Source organism: Gallibacterium sp. ZY190522, assembly GCF_054166015.1.
Genome location: NZ_CM135118.1, coordinates 385,628 through 411,535, shown reverse-complemented (window position 1 = coordinate 411,535; position 25,908 = coordinate 385,628). Strand labels below are relative to the sequence as shown.

Below are 25,908 nucleotides of genomic sequence, written 5' to 3'. Positions count from 1 at the left end.
CCCACCAAAATAGCAATATTGAAATAGCCCTACTTTCTCTAATATTTCACGCTTAACAAACCTCTCTGACAACATATTTAAAAATGTTGCTACTGATACTACAAAAAATCTAACACCAAATTAGCCAACTCGTCTGAGTGACAATAATTTTATCAAAGCGTTGCTATAGAAATAATAGTGAATTAATTTGTTAATTTTTATATTTATGAGAATAATTTTCATTTACTTATTTGTGATTTTAGGTACAATCAATCTTGCTTTTCAAATCACGCTGAAAAATATTTTAGTCAAATCTAAAGCGGGATAGCGGTATGAATAGCACTACGAATAAAGATGGTCGTTTAATTAATAATATGCACTACTTTTGCCTATCGTATTATGAATACTATTTATAGCCTATGTGTTGTAAAAATTAAACGGCTGGAAAATGTAAACTAACTATGGAGTATCCAAATGAAAAAAATATTATCCGCTATTGCTTGTCTCACGACCTTTGCTACTTCTGCCTTCGCTGCAAATGAAGTAAATGTATATTCTTACCGACAACCTTATCTAATTGAACCGATTTTAAAACAATTTGAACAAGAAAGTGGCATAAAAGTAAACTTTATTTATGCCGATAAAGGGCTTGTTGAGCGTGTAAAAAGAGAGGGCGAACTTAGCCCTGCTGATGTATTATTAACCGTGGATATTAGCCGCGTGATGGAAATTGTTAATGCAGGGCTAGCTCAGCCTATTCAATCCAAGGTGTTAGATAGCAACATTCCTGCACAATTCCGCGATAGCCAAGGCAAATGGTTTGCATTAACCAGCCGTGCGCGCGTGGTGTATTCTTCAAAAGATCGTGTTGGCAAACTTCCTGCAAGTTTCACTTACTACGATTTAGCTAAACCTGAGTTGAAAGGCAAAGTGTGTGTGCGTTCAGGAAAGCATTCTTATAACGTGTCGTTAGTGGCTTCAATGATCGCACACGATGGCGTAGAAAAAGCCAAAGCCTTTTTAACAGGATTAAAAGCGAACCTCGCCCAAAAACCACAAGGTGGCGACCGCGATCAAGTGAAAGCGATTAAAGAGGGCGTTTGTGATTATTCTTTAGGCAATAGCTATTATTACGGCAAAATGCTTGAAGATGAAAAACAAAAAAGCTGGGCGGAAGCGGCTTATATCAACTATCCAGACCAACAAACTGTCGGCACACATATGAATATTAGTGGCGTGGTGATCGCGAAATATGCTCCAAATAAAGACAATGCGGTAAAATTAGTGGAGTTTTTGAGTGGCGATAAAGCACAGCATCTTTATGCGGAGCTAAACCACGAATACCCTGTAAAACCTTCTGTCGAGAAATCAAAACTCGTACAATCGTGGGGTGAGTTTAAGCAAGATAATTTACCGCTCGAAAAAATCGCGGAAAATTATGAAAATGCCCTCAAACTCATTGATGAAGTGAAATTTGATCTCTAATTTTCTAATAATACAAATTTATGATAGCCTATTGCTGATCCTTTAAATAGGCTATCTTTTTATCACCTAGACAATGTTAGATAATAAAAAAACGTATTCTAAACTGACTGCCCTTTTATTCGCCTGTAGCTTGGCAAGTTTCTTTCTTTTGCCAATCTTCGCCTTATTGGCTTCCGCCTTGAGCGGTTCGTTGCAAAGTATGCAACATTTATGGGAAACGGTGTTCACCGATTATCTCATTAACTCATTGTTTTTAGTGCTTGGCACAACCTTACTCAGTGCGTGTTTTGCCTTACCTTGTGCTTTTTTGGTTTCCCGTTACCATTTTTCAGGTAGAACCCTTTTACAATGGTTACTCTGTTTACCGCTGGCTATTCCAGCCTATTTATCCGCTTATCTTTACACTGATTTTCTTGATTATCCCGGTATCGTGCAACAAACCTTACGAAATGTGTTTGATTGGCAAAGTAAACAAGATTACTGGTTTCCCAACATTCGTAGCCTTGGCGGCGCGTGCTTTATCCTTGCCTTGTCGCTCTACCCTTACATTTTTTTGCTCACCCGAATGGCATTAATGGAACAAGGAGAACACTTACAACAAAGTGCAAAATTACTGGGAGCCAATCAATGGCGTATCCTCTATAAAATTACACTACCGTTAATCCGCCCAGCTATCGCCGTAGGCTGTGCCTTAGTGGCAATGGAAACCCTAGGGGATTTTGGTACAGTCGCTTTTTTCGCCATTCCCTCGCTGACTACCGCAATCTATGATACTTGGCTCGGCTTTGGTGATTTGCACGCAGCGGCACAAATTTCACTCTTTATGCTCGGCTTATTACTACTTTTTATAAGCCTTGAACGCTACGCTCGTCGCCAACAACGTTATTATCAACGTAGTGGTCAAGGCACGGCAAGTACAAGCCCCTTAACATTTTCAGCTAAACTATTGCTTATTTTTTGTCTTGTTTTAATTACTTTTGCATTTTTTATTCCCCTATTTCAACTAATTTATTGGTCAATACTGTATTTTGATCAAACGTGGAATGAATATTTCTGGCAATACAGCAAAAATAGTCTGCTCGTTTCAGGATTAGCAATGGTATTTTGTGTGCTTATCGCTCTACTACAACACTTCCTTGCACGCTTTTATCCAAATAAACTCACCACACAAAGTCTGAAACTTTCTGCGCTCGGTTATGCCATTCCAGGAACAGTTTTAGCCATCGGTTTACTCATTCCATTCACCTTTGCCGATCACCAAGTAAACAGCCTCGTAAAATGGTTCGGGCTTTCCCCTGTCGGCTTGTTTTTTTCAGGATCGATTTTTGCTTTAGTCGCCGCCTACCTTATTCGCTTTTCCGCAATGGCATTAGGAAGCCTCGAAACTAGCCTCAATCAAATCCCACCCTCATTAGATATGGCGGGCAAAATACTCGGGCATAAACCCTTAGCCATTTGGCAAAAAATTCATTTCCCATTAATGAGAAAAGGCATTTTCACTGCCTTATTATTAGTATTTATTGAAAGTATGAAAGAGCTTAATGCCTCACTTTTATTACGGCCTTTCAATTTTGATACGCTAGCAACGTACGTTTTTACCTTTACTTCTGACGAACAACTAGAACGTGCAGCACTGCCCGCGTTGGTACTGATCTTAGTTGGCATCGTCCCCGTATTAATTTTGACCCGATCCTTACTGAAATCAACGAGAAGCCTGTGATGATGAATACCTTAACGATTACTAATTTGACTTGCTCTTATCAGCAACAAAACATATTACAAAATCTAAATTTAAGTATTGAAAATGACGATATTGTCTGCCTACTTGGGGCGAGCGGTTGTGGGAAGACAACTTTGCTCAAAGGGATAGCAGGACTAATCCCCCTTCATTCGGGAAAAATTTATTTACAAGGGAAAGAGATTGGTCATCTTGAAGCCAATCAACGTGAAATTGGACTGATTTTTCAGGACTATGCTCTTTTTCCACATTTAACCGTTAGCGAAAACATTCTCTTTGGTTTGCACCAAAAGCCATCACCAGAGCAACAAAAAATACTGCAAAAAATGACCTCACTTGTACATCTGCAAGGGTTAGAAAAACGTTATCCACACGAGCTTTCTGGCGGACAACAGCAACGTGTTGCTATTGCTAGAGCCTTAGCTTGCTGCCCCAAATTACTATTACTTGATGAACCTTTCTCAAACATTGATAGCCAAGTGCGTCACCAAATGATTGAGGAAATTCGTATCATTTTGAAACAACAGCATATTCCCGCGATTTTTGTTACTCACAGTAAAGAAGAAGCGTTTTTATTTGCTGATAAATTAGCCATTATGGATAAAGGCGTCATCTGCCAAATAGGTACACCAAGCCAACTATATCAACAACCTAATAGCCCTTTTATAGCAAACTTTCTTGGTGAAACTAACTATCTACCGTGCCAATATAAAGAAGAAGGTGGTTATCAATCGCTCTTTGGCTATCATTCTTACCCTAAAATATCATCAGATAGCAAAAGTTATTTATTGGTTAGGCCTGAACAAATCAAAATAAAAATTGATGGTTCAGGTATTGAGGGAAAAGTTATTCAACAAAGATTTCTTGGATCTCATTACAGATATTTAGTCCAATCAGAAGATTTCCAGATAAATATAACAAGTCAAAAAATGTTGTCCTTAGGAGCAAAAGTAAAACTATCACTTAGTCCTACTTTTGAACCTATTATCTTCCCATACTATTTATGATAATTCGTCAAGTTCTTAAGTGATTCATTTAAATTACTGTATAACAAGAGCGTATTTTCTCTAATGTCTTAATATCATCTTCAAAGTCACATTTTGTGGAGAACATTTATGAGATACAGTAAAAGCTTTAGTTTTATTCAAAAAAAACGCACATAAAGTGCGTTTTTTATGATGAGAGAAACAATATGATTTTAAATTAATACTTGATTCGCTGCTAAATAACCTTGTGTTGCATATTCATTTTCATCGAAAGATACTAATTCCCACGCTTCCTGATCAGCTAACACCGCACGAATTAATTTATTATTCAAACCGTGTCCTGACTTAAATGCTGTAAACTCTCCGATGATATTGTGCCCTGCCATATAAAGATCACCGATAGCATCAAGCAATTTATGACGAACTAGTTCATCTTTAAAGCGTAAACCTTCTTCGTTAAGAATACGGTAATCATCTAACACAATCGCATTATCCAAACTTCCTCCCAAAGCTAAACCATTAGCCTGAAGGTATTCAATATCACGCATAAAACCGAATGTTCTTGCACGACTAATTTGTTGAATAAATACTTTTGTCGAGAAATTTAGCTGATAATGAGCAACATCTTTACCAATAGCGGGATGTTTGAAATCAATCGTGAAATCCAATTTAAAACCATCATAAGGTTTAAATTCCGCCCATTTATCACCATCTTCAACACGAACAGTTTTCTTAATACGAATAAACTTCTTCGCAGCATTCTGCTCTTCAATTCCTGCATCTAATAACAAATAGACAAATGGACTTGCACTACCATCCATAATTGGAATTTCCGGTGCATCAACTTCGATAATAATATTATCGATACCCAACCCAGCTAACGCAGAATTTAAATGTTCAACAGTTGAAATACGCACACCATCATCATTGATCATACAAGTACAAAGCATTGTATCGCGGATCATATTAGGATCTGCTGTAAAAGTAACTACTTCAGGTAAATCAGTACGGCAGTAAATAACACCTGTATTTACTGGTGCAGGACGCAAAGTTAACGTTACTTTTTTACCGCTGTGAAGACCGATACCTGTTACTTTTACACTCTGTTTAAGCGTTCTTTGTTTAATCATAATTACTCCAGTTATCAACGCAACTTACAGCACATTGAAACTTTTCATTGTTTATTTAATTTGCGTTATCACGCAAGAATGTTGGTAAATCAAATAATTTAGCCTCATCTAATGCCGGTTTTTTCACTGCATTACCGCTAGTTGAAGTTACGGTTGAGTCTGTTCTCGAACCAAACTGATCTGGGCGAGTCGTTTCACCAAGAGGTGGTATATTATAAGCAAACTGTTTTGCTTTCGCATCTTGCGCTTGAGTATTATTTGAAACAATCTTAATTTGAGATTCATCTTTCACTCTACCACCGATGCCTGTTGCCACAATAGTAACTCGTAATTCATCTTCCGGTAATTCCGGATTCACACTAGTACCGATAACAACCGTTGCATCTTCTGCAGCAAATGCGTGAATAGTTTCACCAACTGCTTCAAATTCACCTAATCCGAAATTAAATCCGCTAGTGGTAATATTTACCAATACCCCTTTTGCGCCGGAGATATCAATATCTTCCAATAATGGGCTAGCAATCGCATCCTGAGCCGCTTTTTCAGCACGCCCATCACCCACTCCCCCAGTTGCAATACCGGTTCCCATCATCGCATATCCCATTTCAGACATTACTGTTTTGACATCAGCGAAGTCAACATTGATAAACCCCGGAGAAGTAATAATATCAGAAATACCACGCACCGCATTACGCAACACATCATTTGCAGCTGCTAATGCTTCAAGGAAATTGATATTTTTACCCAAAACTTTCAAAAGCTTGTCATTCGGAATAGTAATTAAAGAATCAACATATTTTGCTAATTCTTGAATACCAGACTCAGCAAACTGCATCCGTTTTCTACCTTCAAATTTAAACGGCTTAGTTACTACAGCAACAGTTAAAATACCCAACTCTTTTGCCACTTCCGCAATAATAGGAGCAGCACCTGTCCCAGTGCCACCACCCATACCAGCTGCGATGAAAACCATATCTGCGCCTTCGAGCATACTACGTAACGCTTCACGATCTTCTTCCGCTGCCTGACGACCTATCTCTGGTTTTGCTCCTGCTCCTAGGCCTTTAGTAATCTCAGCACCGATTTGAATAGTTTGCTGTGCCAAACTTTTACGCAATGCTTGCGCATCCGTATTTACGGAAAAAAATTCAACACCTTTAAATTCATCCTGCACCATATGGTTTAAGGCATTACCGCCACCACCACCGACGCCAATGACTTTGATGACCGCATCCGCTGTGGTTTCATCAATAATAGGCTCAATTAACATAATTGTTTCTCTCTTTTATATAACCATTTAAAACGATTTGTTATTTCATTTATTGTATGCCAAAAATCAATAATATCAAAACGTAAACTTTATTTTAGTGTTATTTTATAACCACTAACAGACTATTACGCCGATCTTACTCTGACTATTTCATAATATTGCATACCTATATTACTCACTTTACTACTCTTTTGTTAATTTCATCAATAAACACTTCATTCTTCTCCTTTTTAAATTAATGACTAAATTTATGTATTAAAACTCAGACTTCACTTTATCAATAAATTTCTTCAAGAAACCTGCAACTTTATTTGTTTTTGATAACTCTTTGCCTATACCTTTTGTTTTAAGCGGCTGTTGAGATTCACCATTGTAGTAAGTATATTGCAATAATCCCAACACTGTAGCATATTGCGGTTTATCCACATAATCAGTTAGACCGGTAATATTCAACGGTGTTCCGATTTTCACCTGAACCTGTTGCCCGAACACTTCGGTAGCACAATCCAAAATGCCGTCAATCAATGCACCACCACCGGTCAACACAACACCGGCAATCAAATCTGAAGCCACATTATTATTTTTTAGCTCCTGTTTTAACTGCCGTAACTCTTTATCTACCATTCCCAACAACTCTCTATAACGTGCTGAAGTAATAATAGATAAATCCTCTCTGGTTAAACCTCTTGGTGGGCGTCCGCCAATGCCTTGCACTTCAATCAGTTTATCCGGAGATGTGCGCTTTTCTGACGCAGATAACAGCACTGCACTGCCATAATTTACTTTAATGTTTTCTGCATTGCTGCGCGAAGTGTAAATTCCTTGTGCCACATCATCGGTTACACGATTACCGGCATAAGGAATAACTTTACTGTAACGCAATGCACCATCAGTAAAGACAAGAATATCCATTGTGCCGGCACCAATATCTATCAAACAAACGCCAAGCTCTTTTTCCTCTTCACTCAATACCGAATAACTGGAAGCCAATCCGGAAAAGACGATTTGATCAACAATTAATCCACTGCGCTCTACTGCTTTACGCAAATTAATTAACCAATCCTGATGGCAAGCAATCAAATGGGCTTGTGCGGTTAGTCGAACACCTTGCAATCCTAATGGATTTTTAATATTCATCTGACGGTCAACAGAAAACTCTTGCGGAATAACGTGAAGTACGGTTAAACCATCGCCGACTTTCACTGAGCTGGCAATATGCATTGACTCATCAATATCTGCCTGCGTAACCTCACCCGACAAAGGCACGAAACCACTTTCATTCAGGCTTTGAATATGTTCCCCTGTAATAGCTAATGTCACTCGTGCGATTAATTTCAAATCCGCAACCGATTCAGCCGCTTCAATTGCTCGTTGAATAGAGTTCACTACTGCTTCTAAGTCAGTAATACTTCCCTTATCTATTCCTTTTGAAGGGCAGCTTCCTACACCGATAACATTTACTACACCGTCCGGCAATAACTCACCGACAACCGCAATGACTTTGGAAGTTCCGATTTCCAAGCCGACTATTATTTGGGGTTCATCAATCTTAGCCATAATTATTCACTTAATATATCTTGTGCCGTTATATTTTCAGGCGCATCAGTAAAACTTACCGCTGCTCCTGTATTGTATCTTAAATCAATATAAGCGATTTTTTTATTTTCAGGAATTTCTATCTGTGGATAAATCGTCAAAAAACGATCAATTTTATCTTTCCATTCGCCTCGCCCGAGCTTCAATATAATATCATTAGATAAAGTTACGTTCCACGAGCCACGGTCATCAATGCTGACAATTTTTAAATTAATATTTTTACCTTGCAAAATTTTGCCTAATTCATACCAAGTCTTTAATACATTTATTCCTTGAAAATCTGGACCAGATAAATTAGGCAATTTTTCATCATTAATTTTTTCTTTCGGTAAGCTAAAAATTGTTCCATCAGCCGTTAAATAGTTAACTTGATTCCATTTAGCAACAGGAACATATTCCACTACATTAATATTTAATTGCGCCGGCCATATTTTACGAATGGAAATCGTCTTAATCCACGAAAGCGACTCAAACATCTTTTCAATAGATTCAACATCTTGAGCAAAATATCCTCTCAATCCCTGATGGCTTTCCGAATATTTTTTCAACATTTCACGTACATCATTATTTGTAGTAAATTGTGTTTTACCAACTAAATTAAATGAGCTAATTGGCATTGGATCCAATTTTTCAAATAATTCTGTACGATGTGAGTAAGTGTAATAGCCAATACCAATAATAAACAAAAATAAAAAAAACTTTATCCAAGTTTTTAAATCAACTTGAGATATTCGTTTTTTCTCATTAGGTTCTCGGTAATAAACGGAACGAGAATATTTTGTGCGATTTCTCATTCAGCACTTAACTCCAAAATTTTTACTACTAATTGAGAAAAACTATAACCAACCACTTTAGCTGACATTGGGAACAAACTGTGGCTAGTCATTCCCGGATTAGTATTCACTTCAACCAAACGAAAACGCCCTTGTGCATCAGTCATTACATCAATTCTGCTCCATCCTCGACAACCAACAATATCATATGCTTGTTTAACTAGACTTCTCAATTCGCTTTCACGCTCTTCACTTAAACCTGATGGACAAAAATATTGCGTACTATCGAGAAGATATTTAGCATCATAATCATAAAATTCACCTGCTGGTTTAATTAAAATAGAAGGTAACACTTTACCGCCCAATACCGGCACAGAAAACTCCTGTCCGGCAAGCCACTCTTCGATCAATACCGTATCATCGTGCGTCAAGGCGGTATCCACCGCTGCCGCTAACTCTTCCACTTTTTTCACTTTGGTTAAACCGACACTGGAACCTTCCAATGATGGTTTCACCATTAATGGTAAGCCTAATTTAGCTACCACTGCTTGCGCATCAAGTTGAGAACGTGTTTCTTTAGTAATCACCACCATCTCGGCAACCGGCAAACCAACCGCTTTCCATAACAATTTGGTGCGCATTTTATCCATTGTTAATGCAGATGACATCACGCCACAACCGGTGTAAGGAATACCTAACTGTTCCAATAACCCTTGCAAAGAACCATCTTCACCGCCGCGCCCGTGTAGAATATTAAATACGCGTTGGAAGCCCTGTTTTTTTAAATCTTCCACCGGAAACTCTTTTGGGTCGATAGCGTGCACATCTGTGAAACCTTCGTCCTGCAATGCTTTTAATACCGCCGCCCCCGAATTTAATGACACTTCTCGTTCTGCCGAAGCTCCACCCAATAATACCGCTATTTTTTGTTGTTTTAATTGTTCAATATCCATTATTTACTCCATAACTCCACAAGGCGACGAGATAGCTTGCTCACACTTCCTGCTCCTTGCGCTAAAATTAAATCTCCATCTTGCAACACTTGATCCATAATTTCCGGCAACTGTTCCGGATCTGCCAAGAAAATCGGATCAATCTTACCCAAGTTACGAATTGAACGACAAAGAGAACGGCTGTCCGCACCGGCAATTGGCGCTTCCCCTGCCGGATAAACATCCAACATAATCAATACATCAACCTGTGATAACACCTGCACAAAATCATCAAACAGATCACGCGTTCTGCTGTAACGGTGCGGTTGGAAAATCATCACAATTCGTTTATTTTCCCAGCCGTGACGCGCCGCCTGAATAGTCACATTGACTTCGGTCGGATGATGGCCATAATCATCAATTAACATCACCTTACCGTTAGGGCGAATAAAAGAGCCTAACTGATCGAAACGGCGACCGGCACCTTGGAAGTCTGCTAATGCGGCTAAAATAGATTCATCATCAATACCTTCTTCTTTTGCCACTGCCAATGCCGCAGTTGCATTTAAAGCATTATGTTTGCCCGGCACATTCAGCAGAATTTCCATTCTCTGCCCATCCGGACAAATCACGGTGTAATGCCCTTGAAAACCGGTTTGGCTATAATCTTCAATACGATAATCCGCTTTGTTACTAAAACCATAAGTAATCACTTGGCGACCAATCTTAGGTAATAAAGTCTGTAACACAGGATCATCGGCACATAACACAGCTAAACCATAAAACGGCAAATTATGTAAGAAATTAATATAAGTTTGTTTCATCTCTTCAAAATTACCGTGATAAGTATCCATATGATCCGGTTCAATATTAGTTACCACTGAAACCATCGGCTGTAAATGTAAGAAAGATGCATCACTTTCATCCGCCTCTGCGATCAGATAACGACTTAAACCTAAATGGGCATTTGTACCAGCAGATTTTACCAACCCTCCGTTAACAAAAGTTGGATCTAATTTCGCCTGAGCATAAATAGTAGCGATCATTGCAGTTGTTGTAGTTTTACCGTGAGTACCTGCTACCGCAATACCGTGACGAAAACGCATAATTTCTGCCAACATTTGTGCACGTTGAATAACAGGAATTCTTGCTTTACGTGCGGCAATCACTTCTGGATTATCTGGTTTAATCGCACTAGAAACTACAACTACACTTGCTCCTGCAATATTGTCGGCACTATGCTGTAAAAAAATTTTTGCACCCATTTCTGCCAACTGTAGAGTTACTGCATTTTCCTGAATATCTGAACCTGTGATTTGATAACCTTCATTTAATAAGACTTCAGCAATGCCACTCATTCCAGCACCACCAATTCCGACAAAATGGATCTGCTTCACTCGGCGCATTTCAGGCACAACCATACGAACTTGATGTTGAAAATTCTGTTTAATCTTATCTTCCATACTACTCTCTTAATTAGTCACTGAAATAATCGCTTCCGCCACTTGCTGTGCTGCCATCGGCGCTGCTTTGGATTGTGCTTTTTCTGCCATAGCTAATAAAGTTGGGCGTTCCCATTTCTGTAAAAGTTCAACCACACGTTCAGGGGTTAACTCGGCTTGTTGGATAATTTCCGCCGCGCCGGCATCTGCTAAATAACGTGCATTAAGATACTGTTGTTGATCTTTATGTTGGAACGGTACAAAAATCGCCGGAACGCCGGCAGCAGCTATTTCACACACCGTTAATGCACCGGAACGACAAATAACCACATCAGCCCATGCATAAGCTGCTGCCATATCATCAATAAAATCAGAAACATCCACATTAATATTTTGCGGATACAGCGCTTTTATCACTTCACTGTTACCTTTTCCCGCCTGATGTCGAATCACCACATCTTTTGTTAATTGTGCTGCTACTTTCGGCATTAACAGATTCAACACTCTTGCTCCTTGACTGCCGCCAACAACCAAAATACGCAATGCACCCTCTCGTTGACAGAAACGTTGTTGTGGTGTCGGCAACGCAAAAAGATCAGCACGCACTGGATTTCCGACTACCTCAGCATTAGGAAAAGCCGTTGGGAAGGCCTGCAAAACACGCGTTGCAATTTTTGCCAACCATTTATTAGTCAACCCAGCAACCGCATTCTGCTCGTGTAAAATAATCGGCACACCTGCCAATTTTGCTGCTACTCCACCCGGTCCAGAAACATACCCACCCATTCCTAAAACCGCATCTGGCTGATAATTTTTAATAACTTTTCTCGCTTGCAAAATTGCCCGTAAAATTTTAAATGGTGCTGTTAATAGCGCTTTTATACCTTTACCGCGCAATCCAGAAATTTCAATAAAATGAATGGCAATACCATATTTCGGCACAAGTTGGGCTTCCATACGATCTTTTGTACCAAGCCATTCAACTTGCCATCCCTGTTGTTGCAATACATTAGCAACTGCAATAGCAGGAAAAACGTGTCCTCCAGTTCCCCCTGCCATAACCAATAATCGTTTCGTCATAATAATCTCTTAATCATCTCGTAAATGTGCGTGTCCTGTTGCCATTCTATTTTCGTGATCAATTCGCAATAAAATGCCCATTGCCACACACATAATAATTAAACTTGAACCACCATAACTAATTAATGGGAAAGTTAATCCTTTAGTAGGCAATAAACCGATAGTTACGCCCAAATTGACAAAACCTTGGAAAAAAATCCAAAAGCCGATACCAAAGGCAAAAAATCCACGGAAGCGAGCTTCAAGTTTTAAAGATTCTTTTGCTATCTTGAATGCTCTAAATACCAAAGCGGACAGCAAAATAATAATTAGCAAAATACCTACAAAACCGAACTCTTCTCCAATAATCGCCATTACAAAGTCGGTATGCGCTTCCGGCAAATACTCCAATTTTAATACCGAATTACCCAAACCTTGCCCCCAAAACTCACCATTACCAAATGCCATTAATGAATTCGACAATTGATAACCCGAACCAAATGCATCCGCAAATGGATCTAAATAGGAGGTAACACGTTTCATTCGATAAGGAGAGATCAGAATCAAGAACATAATAGCGCCGGCTCCCATTCCAATTAATAGTAAGAATTGAAACAGTTTCGCGCCAACCACAAACAGCATACCGAAAGTAATAACAAACAGTACAACACTACTTCCTAAGTCCGGTTGGCAAAGCAGGAAAATAATTAAAATACCGCAAACCAAAGTAGGTCGTCCAAAAATTAATTTTTTTGTCAAAACCGCATCATATTTACGCACAAAAAAACTGGATAAATAACAAATTAATGCCAGCTTAGCCAACTCCGCTGGTTGGAAATTAACAAATCCGAATGAAATCCAACGTGTTGCACCATTGATATTTCTACCGACAATCAGCACCACAATCAGCGACAATAATGCCAACAAATAAAGCCAATGACTCCATTTTTCCCATTTTTCGGTCGGAATCTGCAACACAAAAAAGAAACACGCTAAACCGGTAATTATATAAACAGCATCACGAATCGTAAAATAGAGTGGATCGTCATAAAGTTTTGCTGCCACAGGAAAAGATGCAGTGGTTACCGCTATAAATCCAATAAACAATAAAATGATAAATAGCAAAAATAGCGCACGGTCATAAAGAGAAGAATGAGGGGTAATTCTTCCCCAACGATCAAACCAATTTTTAAACTTTGACAACATCCGCTTTTATCTCTCAATTTGACTCTTTTGCCAGACGTGCAAATTCTTGCCCACGCACTTCAAAATTCGGGAATTGATCCAAACTAGCACAAGCAGGTGAAAGTAGCACCATATCGCCAGTTTTTAATTTTGGTCTAATCTGATCAATTGCTTGTTCCATTGTATCAACGACAACACTTTGTGATGACAATTCTGCTAACGACAATTTATCTTGACCAAAACAGTAACAGAAAATATTCGGTTTATTAATTAATGGCTTAAGATCACTGAAATCTGCTTTTTTACCATCACCGCCTAATAATAGATATAAATTGCCAGCAACCTGTAAGCCATTCAATGCTGCTTCAGTGCTGCCCACATTGGTAGCTTTAGAGTCATTCACCCAACGCACACCGTTTTCATAATGCACTGTTTGAAAACGATGATCTAAACCTGCAAAAGATTGCAACGCATCAATAATACCCTGTTGCGGAATTTTGACCGCTTGAGCTAATGCAATCGCCGCCAACGTATTCATATAATTATGACGACCAATCAGTTTCATTTTCTCAACATCCAACAACAAACGGCTGTCAGTTGCTAAATAGGTATGTCCCCACATTTCCTGTAAATAATAGTCGGCGTGTTTTTCAGCAAAACTTAACAAGCGATGTTGCGGTTCACGATAATCAGGATAAGTTGCCCGATCTTCATTATTTACTACAATCGTCTCTGCGTGACGATAAATGCGTAATTTCGCCTGACGATACTCTTCCATATCATCATAACGATTCATATGATCTTCGGAAATATTTAAAATGGTTGCCGCTGCCGCATTTAAACTGTAAGTGGTTTCCAATTGAAAACTTGATAATTCAAGCACATATAATTGATAACCTTTGCCTAATAATGATAATGCTGGAACGCCAATGTTGCCACCAATACCAACTTCTAAATCTGCGGCTTTCGCCATTTCATAAACCAATGTAGTAACAGTACTTTTACCATTAGAACCAGTAATAGCCACAATTGGCACATCCACTTCACGACAGAACAGTTCAATATCTCCAACAATTTCAACACCATTTTCAATCGCTTTACGAATTTCCGGTGTTTTTAGTGAAATTCCCGGACTTAACACGATCAAATCACTGTGTAATAACCAATCCTGATTTAAACCTCCGGTATGTACAGCAATACCTTTCGGCAATTGCTCTAAACCTGCCGGTTTATCTCTAGTATCAATTACTTGTAAATTGACTTTTTTATCTGCGAAATAAGAAACACAGGATAATCCGGTTTTTCCCAATCCCACTACTGTTACTGTTTTGCCTGTATAATTATATTGATTTGCCATTTTTCGCCTCCAACTACAGTTAACGTAGCTTCAATGTTACTAAGCCAAGTAACACTAAAATTAAAGAAACGATCCAGAAACGCACGATAACACGGGGTTCCGGCCACCCTTTCAATTCAAAATGGTGATGAATTGGAGCCATACGGAAAATACGCTGTTTTCTTAATTTATAAGAACCCACCTGTAAAATAACCGACAAAGTTTCAATGACAAATACCCCGCCCATAATGACTAAGAGAAACTCTTGACGTACCAAGACAGCAATTGTACCGATTGCGCCCCCCAATGAAAGTGAGCCAACATCTCCCATAAAAACCTGAGCCGGATAAGTGTTGAACCAAAGAAAACCTAATCCTGCTCCTACCATTGCAGTGCAAACCACCACCAGCTCTGCACTGTATTTAATATATGGAATATGCAAATAATCAGCGAAGTTCACGTTACCTGTCGCCCACGCAATTAAGGCAAATGCAGCCGATACCAACACGGTAGGCATAATAGCCAAACCATCCAATCCATCAGTCAAATTCACTGCATTACTAGTACCGACAATCACAAAATAGGATAAAACAATATAGAACAAACCTAGTTGTGGCATAATCTCTTTAAAGAATGGCACTACCAACAAAGTCGCGTTGCTATCTTTGCCTAGCAGGTACATCCCGATTACTGCCACAAGTGCAATCACTGAAAGCCAAAAATATTTCCACCGTGCAATTAATCCATCCGTATTTTTACGCACGACTTTACGATAATCATCAACAAAACCGACCGCACCATAGCCAAACAGCACAAACAGCACAAACCAAACATAAGGGTTTTCCAAATTCGCCCACAACAATGTACTGACACCAATGGAAACCAAAATCATAATACCGCCCATTGTCGGTGTGCCACGTTTGCTGAAATGACTTTCCGGCCCATCATTACGCACCACTTGACCGATTTGCAATAACTGTAGTTTACGAATCACTTTAGGGCCAATCCATAAACAGAATAATAAAGCGGTCAATAACGCCAAAATCGCACGTACGGTAATATATGAAAAAACATTAAAAAATGTGTGATATCGAACTAAAAATTCACTAATCCAAACTAACATTGTTCAAAACCTTTAAATACATCAATCACCTGTTCCATTCTCATAGAACGTGATCCTTTAACTAATATTAAAATTGTTTTTCCGGACTTCATTTGTTGAGCTACATACTGTTGTAAATCGGCAATTAATTCTGTCTTATTCTGATAATGTTTGCCGCCACAAGTTTCACTAATCACACGACTATATTGACCAAAGCTCATCACTTGATCCAAGTTCGCCTTCAATGCCGCATCCGCAACCTGATGATGACAATCTTCCGTACTATCGCCTAATTCTGCCATATCACCGACCACTAATACTTTCACTTGTTGAGATGCAGATTGCAACACAGCAATTGCTGCTTTTAATGAATCAACGTTGGCGTTGTATGTATCATCAAGCAATGTTAGTTGAGAATTGACTGCGACTGGAAATAAACGCCCCTTCACACGTTTACCTAATGCCAAACCTTTTTTGACATCATTCAAACTTGCCCCTAAAGAAATTGCCAATGAAGCTGCCGCCAATGCATTACTGACATTATGCAATCCTAAATATGGCAATTCGATCTCAATTTCTCCCAGTGGGGTACAAAGTACAAATGAAAAACCGATATCTGTGTGTTGAATCGCTCTCGCATAAATATCGGCTTCAGAATGCGTCATAGAAAAACATTTGATCGAATGCTTGGCAATATTTTGTTGCCACATCGGCAAATAGTTACAATCTTTATTGATAACAGCAATTCCATTTTCAGTTAAACCTTGATAAATCTCACCTTTCGCTTTCGCCACACCCTGTAGCGAACCAAAACCGGCTAAATGAGCAGGTGCAACATTATTCACTAAAGCTACATCCGGTCTAGCTAATTGAGTGGTGTATGCAATCTCACCGGCGTGATTTGCACCTAGTTCAATCACAGCAAAACGGTGTTGATGAGTTAATCTTAGTAATGTCAACGGTACACCGATATCATTATTAAAATTACCAGCAGTAAACAACACTTCATCAGCATTTTTCGCTGTTTGTTGCAGAATTGCTGCCGTCATCTCTTTTACGGTAGTTTTACCTGACGATCCCGTCATAGCCGCCACTTTAGGGTTAACCTGTTGACGAACCCATAATGCTAACTGTCCCAATGCTTTTTTAGTATCAGCAACAACCAACTGAGGAACCGAAATAGCAGGATTAGCCTGTTCAACTACCAAAATTTTTGCACCTTGTTGCGATACTTGCGACAAAAAACGGTGTGCATCAAAACTTTCTCCACGTAAAGCAAAGAAAACACTGCCGCAACAATCTGTGCGGCTATCTGTTGTTACCTTATCCACTTCAAGTTCAGCCTGAGGCGAGTTTACCTCTTTTGCTGATAACAACTCACTTAAAGCAGCAAAACTTACTTTTATCATTTGTTATGATATCTATGTAAAATTTAATAATTGAGAAACGATTTCGCGATCAGAAAAATGATGCTTAGTATGCCCGATAATTTGATAATCTTCGTGACCTTTTCCAGCAACAAGAATCACATCATTGGCGTTGGCACAGGCAAAAGCATAAATCAATGCCTGTTTCCGCTGGTGAATTATAGTAGCGTTATTTGGAAAGTCTAGCCCCTGCACAATATCATTAATAATTGCCACCGCATCTTCCGTGCGTGGATTATCATCAGTAATCACAATATGATCTGCAAGTTGTTCGGCAATTTTCGCCATTTGTGGTCTTTTGCCTTTGTCACGATCACCGCCACACCCGAAAACACACCACAACTGTCCATCACAATGTAAACGTGCCGCACGCAAAGCTTTATCCAATGCATCTGGCGTATGCGCATAATCTACAATAGCAGTCGGTCTGCCTTCTGCAGTAAAGCATTCCATTCTTCCACAAACACCTTGTAATTGATTAACACTACAACTCAATTCAGAAAGCGAATATCCCAAAGACAACAAAGTTGCCGTTACCAATAACAAGTTACAAGCGTTAAACTCTCCAATTAACTGCGAATGGAAAACAGCTTTGCCCCAACTTGAATCAACAGTGATTGTTACTCCTTGTTGGTGATAAACCAAATTTGTCGCTTTTAACCAACGTTTATGTTGTGGCTGAAAATCACTTTGCAGACTCACCTCAATCGCATCATCCATTTGTTGCAACCACTGTTTACCGACCTCATCATCCGCATTAATAATACGATTCGGCACATTAAACTCGGTAAATAACATTTTCTTGGCATCGGCATAAGCCTGCATAGTGTGATGATAATCCAGATGATCCCGACTTAAATTAGTAAATACCGCTGCCGCAAACTGCAACGCGTCTACTCTATGTTGCACTAAACCGTGAGAAGAAACTTCCATTGCTACAAAATCAGCTTGATGCGCCACAAACTCTGCCAAATTACGCTGAATTTCCACTGCTGAGCCGGTGGTGTTGGTCGCCGCTTTAACCTGCTGATAAAAACCGTTACCGATCGTCCCCATTACCGCACTTTTTTTGCCTAACAAATGTGTCCATTGCGTTAATAAATTGGCAACTGTGGTTTTACCATTGGTGCCGGTAACGCCCACTAACGTGACTTTTTGTGAAGGATGATGATAAAAAGCACCGGCTAAGGAAGATAATTGATGAGCAAGCCGATAAACATAAATGAAAGGGATATTGTCGTGCCATTCAGTTCGTGCCTGATCTTGCGGATCTTCGCTTTCTAAAATAACAACAGCTGCACCGGCGGCAACTGCCTGTGCTGCAAATTTTCTGCCGTCAAGCTGATGCCCGATTAGCCCGATAAAAACATCGCCTGACTGAACTGCTCTGCTATCCAACTGCAAGTGGTTCAACGGCTGTTCCGGTAATGAAATCGCAAAATATTGATTTAATCGCTGCATTGTCTTTATCCTTAATTATGGCGTTGATTTTCTGTCTTAAGTGAATCGATATGCACAATACGTTTCGCACTCTTGGTTTCACCTTCAATACCGTCCGGCTTAATATTCTTCACTCTTAAGGTATGCCCCATAATTTTTGAGAAGACCGGTGCAGAAATTGAACCACCATAATATTTACCAGCGGTCGGATTATTGATCAAAATGACCAATGCAAATTGCGGATCACTAGCCGGCGCTACCCCAGCAGTATAAGCAATATATTTATCAACATAGCGACCATTTTCCAATTTTTTCGCCGTACCAGTTTTAATCGCAACACGATACCCCGGCACTGCTGCAGCAATACCCCCTCCTCCAGGTAAAGCAACACTTTCCATCATATGCACCACTTCACGTGTCACTTTTTCTGAATAAATACGTTCACCAATAACTGGAGGATCCACTTTTGTAATGGATAACGGACGATATAAACCGAAACTCCCTAAAGTGACATAAGCGCGTGCCAGTTGTAGCGGGGTAACGGTTAAACCATAACCATATGCCACAGTTGCACGTTCAATATCTGCCCAACGCTTGCGATTGTATGGCAATGTTCCGGATTGCTCACCCACTAAGCCTAAATTGGTCGGCATACCGAAACCGGCTTTATGATAGGTATTCATCAAGACTGAAATCGGCATCTGTAACGATAAACGGCTCACCCCGACGTTACTTGATTTTTGCAAAATACCGGTAATCGAAAGTTCATTTCTTGGCGCAACATCTCGAATGGTATGCCCGTTCACTACAAACGGTTTAGTGTTGACAATGGTATCCGGCGACACAATTTTTTGCGTCAATGCAGTTAAAACCACAAACGGTTTTACAGTAGACCCCGGTTCAAATGTATCGGTAATTGCTCGATTACGACGCATTTCCGCTTGTGATCCTAAAATATTGTTTGGGTTATACGAAGGTGCAGTCGCCATCGCCAAAATTTCACCGGTACTGATACTGACCAACACCGCTGTGCCTGACTCCGCTTTATTTTCTGCAACCGCTTTTTTGATTTCACGGAACACCATTGATTGCAAATGTTTATCGATGCTTAAAGTGACATCGTGCGCATCATATTTTTGTGTAGTGGAAATATTTTCAATCACATTACCGGATTTATCTTTGCGATAGGTTTTAGAACCTGATTTTCCGGTCAATAATGCATTAAAACTCTTCTCAATGCCCTCGATTCCCTGACCGTCAATATCGGTATAACCCAATAATTGAGCAGACTCCTCAACGGTCGGATAAAAACGGCGATACTCTTTCTGCAAAGAAACGCCGGTAATTTTCAATTCACGAATGTAATTGGCAATAGTCGGTGAAATTTGACGATCTAAATAGACAAATCGGGATTTAGGGTTTTTATTTAAACGAGAAATAAGTCCATTCAATGAAGTATTTAACGCTTCAGCTAAACGCTGCCAACGATCTTTTTCCATTAATGAATTTTTACTGAAAATTTCTTTCGGATCAGCAATTACAGAATAGTTTTCAACACTAACAGAAAGCAACTCACCATTACGATCTAAAATATCACCGCGAATATAAGGGATTTGTTCCGTACGGAGTGAACGTTTATTTGCTTCAGAAATTAATACATCTGATTGCACCAACTGCACATAAGCTGCTCTTGCCACCAATGCTGCTAATAGAGCCAAGACAATAACGATGGTAGACCAGTATCTACCCTTCACAAAACTGCTTGAGTTCTGACTATAACTAGAAGATTTTTTTTTCACCTTTGCCATTATTATTTACTGTCCTCTAATTATTCAATAATTAACACTTCCTGATCATCTTGCGTAGATTGCATTCCCAACTGTTTTGCAATCCCCTCAATACGTGTGCGATCACTCAATGCACTGTCTTCCAAACGCAAATTAAGTGCTTCGCTCTGCAATGCTTGATATTCCGTCTGCAACTGATTCTTTTCGCTGATCGCCAAACGAGTTAAATGCGTTACCCAGATGGTCGACACTGCGCTAATCAATAACGCAATCAACAGCAGCATCACTGTTTTGTTGGCTTGGAAAATATCATCCACAATAATTCGCCATAACGGATAACGATCATAACGATTAAAAATCATAATAACCTCTCTGCAATACGTAATACCGCACTTCGAGAACGGCTATTGACAGCAATTTCCTGTTCACTTGGCATAATTGCCTTACCGATAATCTTCAATTTTTGATTGCGTTCAATTTGATCTTCTGTCAACGGCAAGCCTCTTGGAATATCATCACCTTTGCTCTGTTTTTTCATAAAACGTTTAACTAAACGATCTTCTAAAGAATGAAAACTAATAATTGACAAACGTCCTTGCGGTGCCAACACATCAATTGCTGCCATTAAAATTTTCTCCAACTCTTCCAATTCACTATTAATAAAAATACGAATAGCCTGAAAACTACGAGTTGCCGGATGTTTATGTTTCTCTTTAACCGGAATAGATTGTGCAATTAATTGTGCCAACTGAAGGGTGCGGGTAAGTGGTTCTGTACCGTTTAATTTGGCTTGTTGATTAAATTGAACAATATTTCTCGCAATACGTTTCGCAAAACGCTCTTCACTGAATGTTTTTAACACCCAAGCAAGATCACTTTCCGAAACCTGTTGTAACCATTGTGCTGCGGAAAGCCCTTTTGTCGTATCCATACGCATATCTAAAGGCCCATCCTGCATAAAACTGAAGCCACGTTCCGCTTGATCAAGCTGTGGCGAAGAAACACCTAAATCCAACAAAATGCCGTCAATTTTGCCGATTAGCTGATATTTTTCGCAAATTTCATTAATTTCTGAAAAGTTGTGGTGTTCTATGGAAAAACGAGGATCCTGAATGGATTGCGCAGCAGCGATAGCCTGTGGATCACGATCAATCGCAATCAAGCGACCTTGTTCGCCTAACAAGGAGAGAATACGACGTGAATGACCGCCACGACCGAAAGTACCGTCAATATAAATACCGTTCGGCTTGATTGCTAAACCATCCACTGCTTCATTCAATAAAACAGTAAAGTGTGAAGGATCTGAATAGGTGACTTGTTCCATATAAAAATTCACTTATAAAAACAAAGTTTTTAACTCTTCAGACGTTGCCATCGTACCACTGCTACCAATTTGAATGTCTTGTTCGATTTGCTGCTGCCATCTGTCGGCTTGCCAAATCTCAAATTTGTTAAGCTGACCAACCAGCATAATTTCTTTTTCTAGGGCGGCATGTTGTCTTAATGCGGGACTAAGCAAGATACGACCGGTCTTATCCAACTCGCATTCTGTTGCATATCCCAACATAACACGTTGTAAACGTCGTCCAGTTTCATCAAAATTCGGTAATTGCAGTAATTTCTGCTCAATAATTTCCCATTCAGAGAGAGGATAAAGTAAAAGGCAAGGTTGACGAATATCGGCAGTACAAATTAATTGTCCCTGCTCTTTTTCCTGTAATTCTGCACGATAACGAGTCGGGATCGCCAAACGCCCCTTTGCATCAAGATTAATCAACGATGCGCCTCGAAACATACTCGTTACCTATAAAATGAACCGAAAAAGAGAATTTATTACCACTATTTACCACAATTTACCACTTCTTGCTAAGTCTATGCTTTGAAAACCCTGATTGCAAGCGATTAGTTCAATCTTTACAAAGAATTTTTGGGGTGTCGGAAAAGAAAAATCTCATTATCTGCTGAATGAGCTATTTCAATATCAATTTGATGATGCTTTTCTTTCATTAACCCCTGTTCAGATATCACTGATGTACTAATCTGATACTATTCATCAAAGATTTTTTAGCAGTATTTAAATGGCGTTTTAGTTCTGTGATCGCTCCCAAGTCGTCTTGACTGACAATTTTCACTAAAACGGCTAAATGTTCTTCAACTGCTAAAATATTTCTTGTTTTTAAATCTCTATTATCCCATTGATAATGAAAGTTAAAAATTATAGAAATCAATTCAATGAAATCATTAATAAAGGGGTTATCCGCAGCGGATAAAATAATAGAATGAAATTGATGATCTAATTTGGCAAAATCAGTAAATTGTTCCGAAATATGTTCTCGAAGTGCTCTATGTTCTTGTAACAACATTCTCATTTGACTCCATCTCACATCTGATTGAGGCAAATTCATAAAGCAATTTAAAGCATGACATTCCAGCATTTCTCTTAATTCAAATAATTTATCAGCATAATGTGGGGTAAATGCAACTAATTGCCACTCTCCTTTACCTAAATTTTTAATAAGATTAAATCTGGAAAATTGAATGAGATATGCTCTAACTGAAAAAATGTCAACATTTGCATTTTTAGCCAACCATAACTCTGAAATTTGATCGCCTGGTTTAATTACTTTGGTTCGCACAATTTCTTGAAAGTAAGATTCAATTTTTTTAAGAGATTTTGGATCATTTTGCTTCGTTTTTAACAAAGTAAATTTATCTTTTTCTTTCGGTTCCCGGCATACAACATAATTTTCATTCTGTTTCACTAAAATACCTTTTTTCAATAATTCAGATAAAACAGAACGGATTGTTGTTCTACTAACGTTATATAAAGAAGCAAGAATCACTTGTGAAGGTAAAGGTGAATCCAACACTTTTGCAGAAATAGCATCCATTACCTGATTAGCAACTTCATTTCTTAGTTCAAAATCTCTACTCATTTTCTACCCTCTTTTCATAAAAAACATATAAAAAACATTAAAACATTTTGCCATTCACATTACTACAACTAAATTCTGAAATTCTTTTGTAAAGCGCAAATAATAGCTATGTAGTTAATTTTCAATAAGTAAAATAAGGATTAAAAATGAAAGCTTTAGTTTGTAATAGACCTTTTGAATTTTCATATGAACAACTCTCCGTGCCTACAATTAAAGAAGATCAAGTCTTGCTTAAAGTTACTGCTGTAGGTATTTGTGGAACTGATATTCATGCATTTGGAGGAAACCAACCATTTTTTAGTTATCCACGTATTTTAGGACACGAAGCTAGTGGCATTATTACTGAAATCGGAGCAAAAGTATCTCAATGGAAAATTGGTCAAAGAGTAGCCTTGATTCCTTATATTTCTTGTGGTGAATGCGATGCTTGTCGCAGTGGAAGAACAAACTGCTGTGAAAGAATTTCTGTTATTGGTGTTCACGAAGATGGCGCATTTAGCGAATATCTTGCTGCCCCTGCTAGAAATATCCTAGCTATAGATGATCAAGTTGATGATATCACTGCTGCATTAATAGAACCTTTTGCAATCAGTGCTCACGCAGTTCGCCGAGCAGAAATTAAAGCCGGAGACGATGTTTTAATTGTTGGTGCTGGTCCAATTGGTCTTGGTGCTGCTGCAATCGCTGCTGCTGATGGAGCAAATGTCGCTATTGCTGATACCAGTGCTGAAAGAAGAAGACATATTAAAACACAGCTTAAACTTCCAGCTTTTAATCCAATTGATGAAAAAGTAGAAAATTTCTTTAATGGGAAATTACCTCTTATTGTCATTGATGCCACTGGTAATCAAAAGGCAATGAATAATGATGTAAATCTAATCCGCCACGGTGGAAGAATTGTTTTTGTCGGTTTATTTAAAGGAGATTTCTCCATCCACGATCCTGATTTCCATAAAAAAGAAACTACCCTTTTAGGAAGCCGTAATGCAACTCCAGAAGATTTTGAAAAAGTACAATCCCTTATGGCACAAGGAAAATTAAGTGCTGCAATGATGCTAACTCATACTTTTAAATTTGATCAACTTGCAGAAGTTTTTGAAGAGCAAGTAGTAAATAATAAAGATTTAATAAAAAGTGTTGTTACTTATTAAATAAAAAACAGATAAAAATCATAATTTAGCTGTTTTTATCACATTATGTTGTTGGGTTCCTGTTCAACCTGATAACACCAAAATTTACAAACCACCCAAAACTAAGTGAGGAAAATTATGCGTTTATTCAAAAAACCATTAACAACCCTACTATCTTTAGGACTATTTACCCTTTCTGTTAATGCTTTCTCTGCTACAGAAATTATGATTGCTTATGGTAACCAACCGGGTGAACCGATTGATAAAGCAATGCATTTCTGGGCTGATAAAGTTAAAGAAAAATCTAATGGCGACATTATCTTTAAATTATTCCCTTCTAGCCAACTTGGGAGCGAAACAGAAGTGTTAGAACAAGCTCGTTTTGGAGCTAATATTATTACCATTAGTGACTATGGAGCATTAATGGATATCGTTCCTGACTTAGGTGTTATCAATGCTCCGTACTTATCTCAATCTTTTGAGAAAAAATCTAAACTTCTACATTCCGATTGGTTTAAAGGACTTAGTGAGCAATTAGATAAACAAAATATTCATATCGTTATCCCAGATGTCATCTATGGAACTCGTCATCTATTGACTAAAAAACCGGTTACTAAACCGGAAGATTTGAAAGGTATGAAAATAAGAGTTCAGCATTCTAGAGTACCTTTACAAACAATAAAAGCTATGGGTGGAGTACCTACTCCTATGTCACTATCAGATGTTTACCCTGGTTTGTCTGAAGGAATTATTGATGGATTAGAAAATCCACCAGCCGTACTTTATGGTGGCAAATTTTTTGAAGTTGCAAAAAATCTAAATCTCACCGCACATTCAACCCATATGTCTCCTTTTGTAGTGGGAACTGCGTTTTGGGATACACTAACCCCGGAACAACAAAAAATTATTATTGATTCAGGTAACGAGATGGTTGTTTTTGGAGCCAATCAAGTACAAACCGCAGAGAAAGAAGCAATCGAAAACCTTCGCAAAGCAGGAGTGAAAATTAACCAAGTGGATATCAAAGCATTTTCCGATACTGTAAGAAGCAAAATACAAGAAGCATTCCCTGAGTGGACTCCTAACTTATATAAAAATATCCAAGCTCAATTAGAAACTTATTAATAACTTTGATACACGGCGTGTCCATCACGCCGTTTTTTAACTTTGGAGGG

Annotated in this window: 22 protein-coding genes; 5 read left to right on the top strand and 17 right to left on the bottom strand. The window is 38.7% G+C overall.

What is annotated here, in order from left to right; genetic code table 11:
• Positions 1-453 precede the first annotated feature (453 nt).
• From ACXPAV_RS01865 to ACXPAV_RS01855, 3 genes are all read left to right on the top strand, one after another.
• On the top strand, positions 454-1,464 hold the full coding sequence (locus tag ACXPAV_RS01865) for a Fe(3+) ABC transporter substrate-binding protein (RefSeq protein ID WP_013745285.1): 1,011 nt from the start codon (positions 454-456) through the stop codon (positions 1,462-1,464).
• 73 nt (positions 1,465-1,537) lie between these two features.
• The gene (locus tag ACXPAV_RS01860) at positions 1,538-3,184 is read left to right on the top strand and encodes an ABC transporter permease (RefSeq protein WP_039173625.1); all 1,647 of its coding nucleotides are present in this window, start codon (positions 1,538-1,540) and stop codon (positions 3,182-3,184) included.
• Positions 3,185-3,186: 2 nt separating this feature from the next.
• Complete coding sequence (locus tag ACXPAV_RS01855; RefSeq protein WP_458004379.1) at positions 3,187-4,209, top strand: ABC transporter ATP-binding protein; 1,023 nt, start codon at positions 3,187-3,189, stop codon at positions 4,207-4,209.
• 191 nt (positions 4,210-4,400) lie between these two features.
• Here the strand turns inward: ACXPAV_RS01855 and lpxC are convergent, their stop codons facing one another.
• The 17 genes from lpxC to ACXPAV_RS01770 all read right to left on the bottom strand — a co-directional run bounded on the left by lpxC (position 4,401) and on the right by ACXPAV_RS01770 (position 23,603).
• Positions 4,401-5,318, bottom strand: coding sequence for a UDP-3-O-acyl-N-acetylglucosamine deacetylase (lpxC, locus tag ACXPAV_RS01850; protein ID WP_458003834.1), 918 nt, complete (start codon positions 5,316-5,318; stop codon positions 4,401-4,403).
• 55 nt (positions 5,319-5,373) lie between these two features.
• Entirely contained in the window at positions 5,374-6,588 is a 1,215-nt protein-coding gene (gene ftsZ, locus ACXPAV_RS01845) for a cell division protein FtsZ (protein WP_458003833.1), read from the bottom strand.
• 255 nt (positions 6,589-6,843) lie between these two features.
• Positions 6,844-8,145 carry a cell division protein FtsA gene (gene ftsA / locus ACXPAV_RS01840; protein ID WP_013745290.1) on the bottom strand — a complete coding sequence of 434 codons (1,302 nt, stop codon included), beginning with the start codon at positions 8,143-8,145 and terminating at the stop codon, positions 6,844-6,846.
• Positions 8,146-8,147: 2 nt separating this feature from the next.
• Positions 8,148-8,978, bottom strand: a complete 831-nt coding sequence (locus ACXPAV_RS01835; protein WP_458003832.1) for a cell division protein FtsQ/DivIB — start codon at positions 8,976-8,978, stop codon at positions 8,148-8,150.
• Positions 8,975-9,910, bottom strand: coding sequence for a D-alanine--D-alanine ligase (locus ACXPAV_RS01830; RefSeq protein ID WP_458003831.1), 936 nt, complete (start codon positions 9,908-9,910; stop codon positions 8,975-8,977). Before ACXPAV_RS01830 ends, ACXPAV_RS01835 begins: the two co-directional genes overlap by 4 nt.
• The gene (gene murC / locus ACXPAV_RS01825) at positions 9,910-11,352 is read right to left on the bottom strand and encodes a UDP-N-acetylmuramate--L-alanine ligase (protein ID WP_458003830.1); all 1,443 of its coding nucleotides are present in this window, start codon (positions 11,350-11,352) and stop codon (positions 9,910-9,912) included. The genes ACXPAV_RS01830 and murC overlap by 1 nt, the downstream gene beginning before the upstream one ends.
• Positions 11,353-11,361: 9 nt before the next feature.
• Entirely contained in the window at positions 11,362-12,411 is a 1,050-nt protein-coding gene (gene murG, locus ACXPAV_RS01820; RefSeq protein WP_458003829.1) for an undecaprenyldiphospho-muramoylpentapeptide beta-N-acetylglucosaminyltransferase, read from the bottom strand.
• A 9-nt stretch (positions 12,412-12,420) separates the two neighbouring features.
• A complete protein-coding gene (ftsW, locus tag ACXPAV_RS01815; RefSeq protein ID WP_458003828.1) occupies positions 12,421-13,596 on the bottom strand; it encodes a putative lipid II flippase FtsW in 1,176 nt (391 codons plus the stop codon).
• Positions 13,597-13,609: 13 nt separating this feature from the next.
• Complete coding sequence (murD, locus tag ACXPAV_RS01810; protein WP_458003827.1) at positions 13,610-14,932, bottom strand: UDP-N-acetylmuramoyl-L-alanine--D-glutamate ligase; 1,323 nt, start codon at positions 14,930-14,932, stop codon at positions 13,610-13,612.
• Between the two features lie 19 nt (positions 14,933-14,951).
• Positions 14,952-16,034, bottom strand: coding sequence for a phospho-N-acetylmuramoyl-pentapeptide-transferase (gene mraY, locus ACXPAV_RS01805; RefSeq protein ID WP_039133844.1), 1,083 nt, complete (start codon positions 16,032-16,034; stop codon positions 14,952-14,954).
• Positions 16,028-17,422, bottom strand: a complete 1,395-nt coding sequence (murF, locus tag ACXPAV_RS01800; protein ID WP_458003826.1) for a UDP-N-acetylmuramoyl-tripeptide--D-alanyl-D-alanine ligase — start codon at positions 17,420-17,422, stop codon at positions 16,028-16,030. The genes mraY and murF overlap by 7 nt, the downstream gene beginning before the upstream one ends.
• Positions 17,423-17,434: 12 nt before the next feature.
• A complete protein-coding gene (murE, locus tag ACXPAV_RS01795) occupies positions 17,435-18,901 on the bottom strand; it encodes a UDP-N-acetylmuramoyl-L-alanyl-D-glutamate--2,6-diaminopimelate ligase (protein WP_458003825.1) in 1,467 nt (488 codons plus the stop codon).
• An 11-nt stretch (positions 18,902-18,912) separates the two neighbouring features.
• On the bottom strand, positions 18,913-20,688 hold the full coding sequence (gene ftsI / locus ACXPAV_RS01790) for a peptidoglycan glycosyltransferase FtsI (RefSeq protein WP_039153977.1): 1,776 nt from the start codon (positions 20,686-20,688) through the stop codon (positions 18,913-18,915).
• 20 nt (positions 20,689-20,708) lie between these two features.
• Complete coding sequence (gene ftsL / locus ACXPAV_RS01785) at positions 20,709-21,029, bottom strand: cell division protein FtsL (protein WP_013745301.1); 321 nt, start codon at positions 21,027-21,029, stop codon at positions 20,709-20,711.
• The gene (rsmH, locus tag ACXPAV_RS01780) at positions 21,026-21,991 is read right to left on the bottom strand and encodes a 16S rRNA (cytosine(1402)-N(4))-methyltransferase RsmH (RefSeq protein ID WP_458003824.1); all 966 of its coding nucleotides are present in this window, start codon (positions 21,989-21,991) and stop codon (positions 21,026-21,028) included. Before rsmH ends, ftsL begins: the two co-directional genes overlap by 4 nt.
• A 12-nt stretch (positions 21,992-22,003) precedes the next feature.
• Entirely contained in the window at positions 22,004-22,462 is a 459-nt protein-coding gene (gene mraZ / locus ACXPAV_RS01775) for a division/cell wall cluster transcriptional repressor MraZ (RefSeq protein ID WP_013745303.1), read from the bottom strand.
• A gap of 229 nt (positions 22,463-22,691) precedes the next feature.
• Positions 22,692-23,603, bottom strand: a complete 912-nt coding sequence (locus tag ACXPAV_RS01770; protein ID WP_458003823.1) for a GntR family transcriptional regulator — start codon at positions 23,601-23,603, stop codon at positions 22,692-22,694.
• A 146-nt stretch (positions 23,604-23,749) separates the two neighbouring features.
• On the opposite strand from ACXPAV_RS01770, the gene ACXPAV_RS01765 reads away from it, so the two are divergent.
• Both ACXPAV_RS01765 and ACXPAV_RS01760 read left to right on the top strand, forming a co-directional pair.
• Entirely contained in the window at positions 23,750-24,754 is a 1,005-nt protein-coding gene (locus tag ACXPAV_RS01765) for a zinc-binding alcohol dehydrogenase family protein (RefSeq protein WP_458003822.1), read from the top strand.
• Between the two features lie 117 nt (positions 24,755-24,871).
• Positions 24,872-25,858 carry a C4-dicarboxylate TRAP transporter substrate-binding protein gene (locus ACXPAV_RS01760; RefSeq protein ID WP_018346131.1) on the top strand — a complete coding sequence of 329 codons (987 nt, stop codon included), beginning with the start codon at positions 24,872-24,874 and terminating at the stop codon, positions 25,856-25,858.
• Positions 25,859-25,908 lie beyond the last annotated feature (50 nt).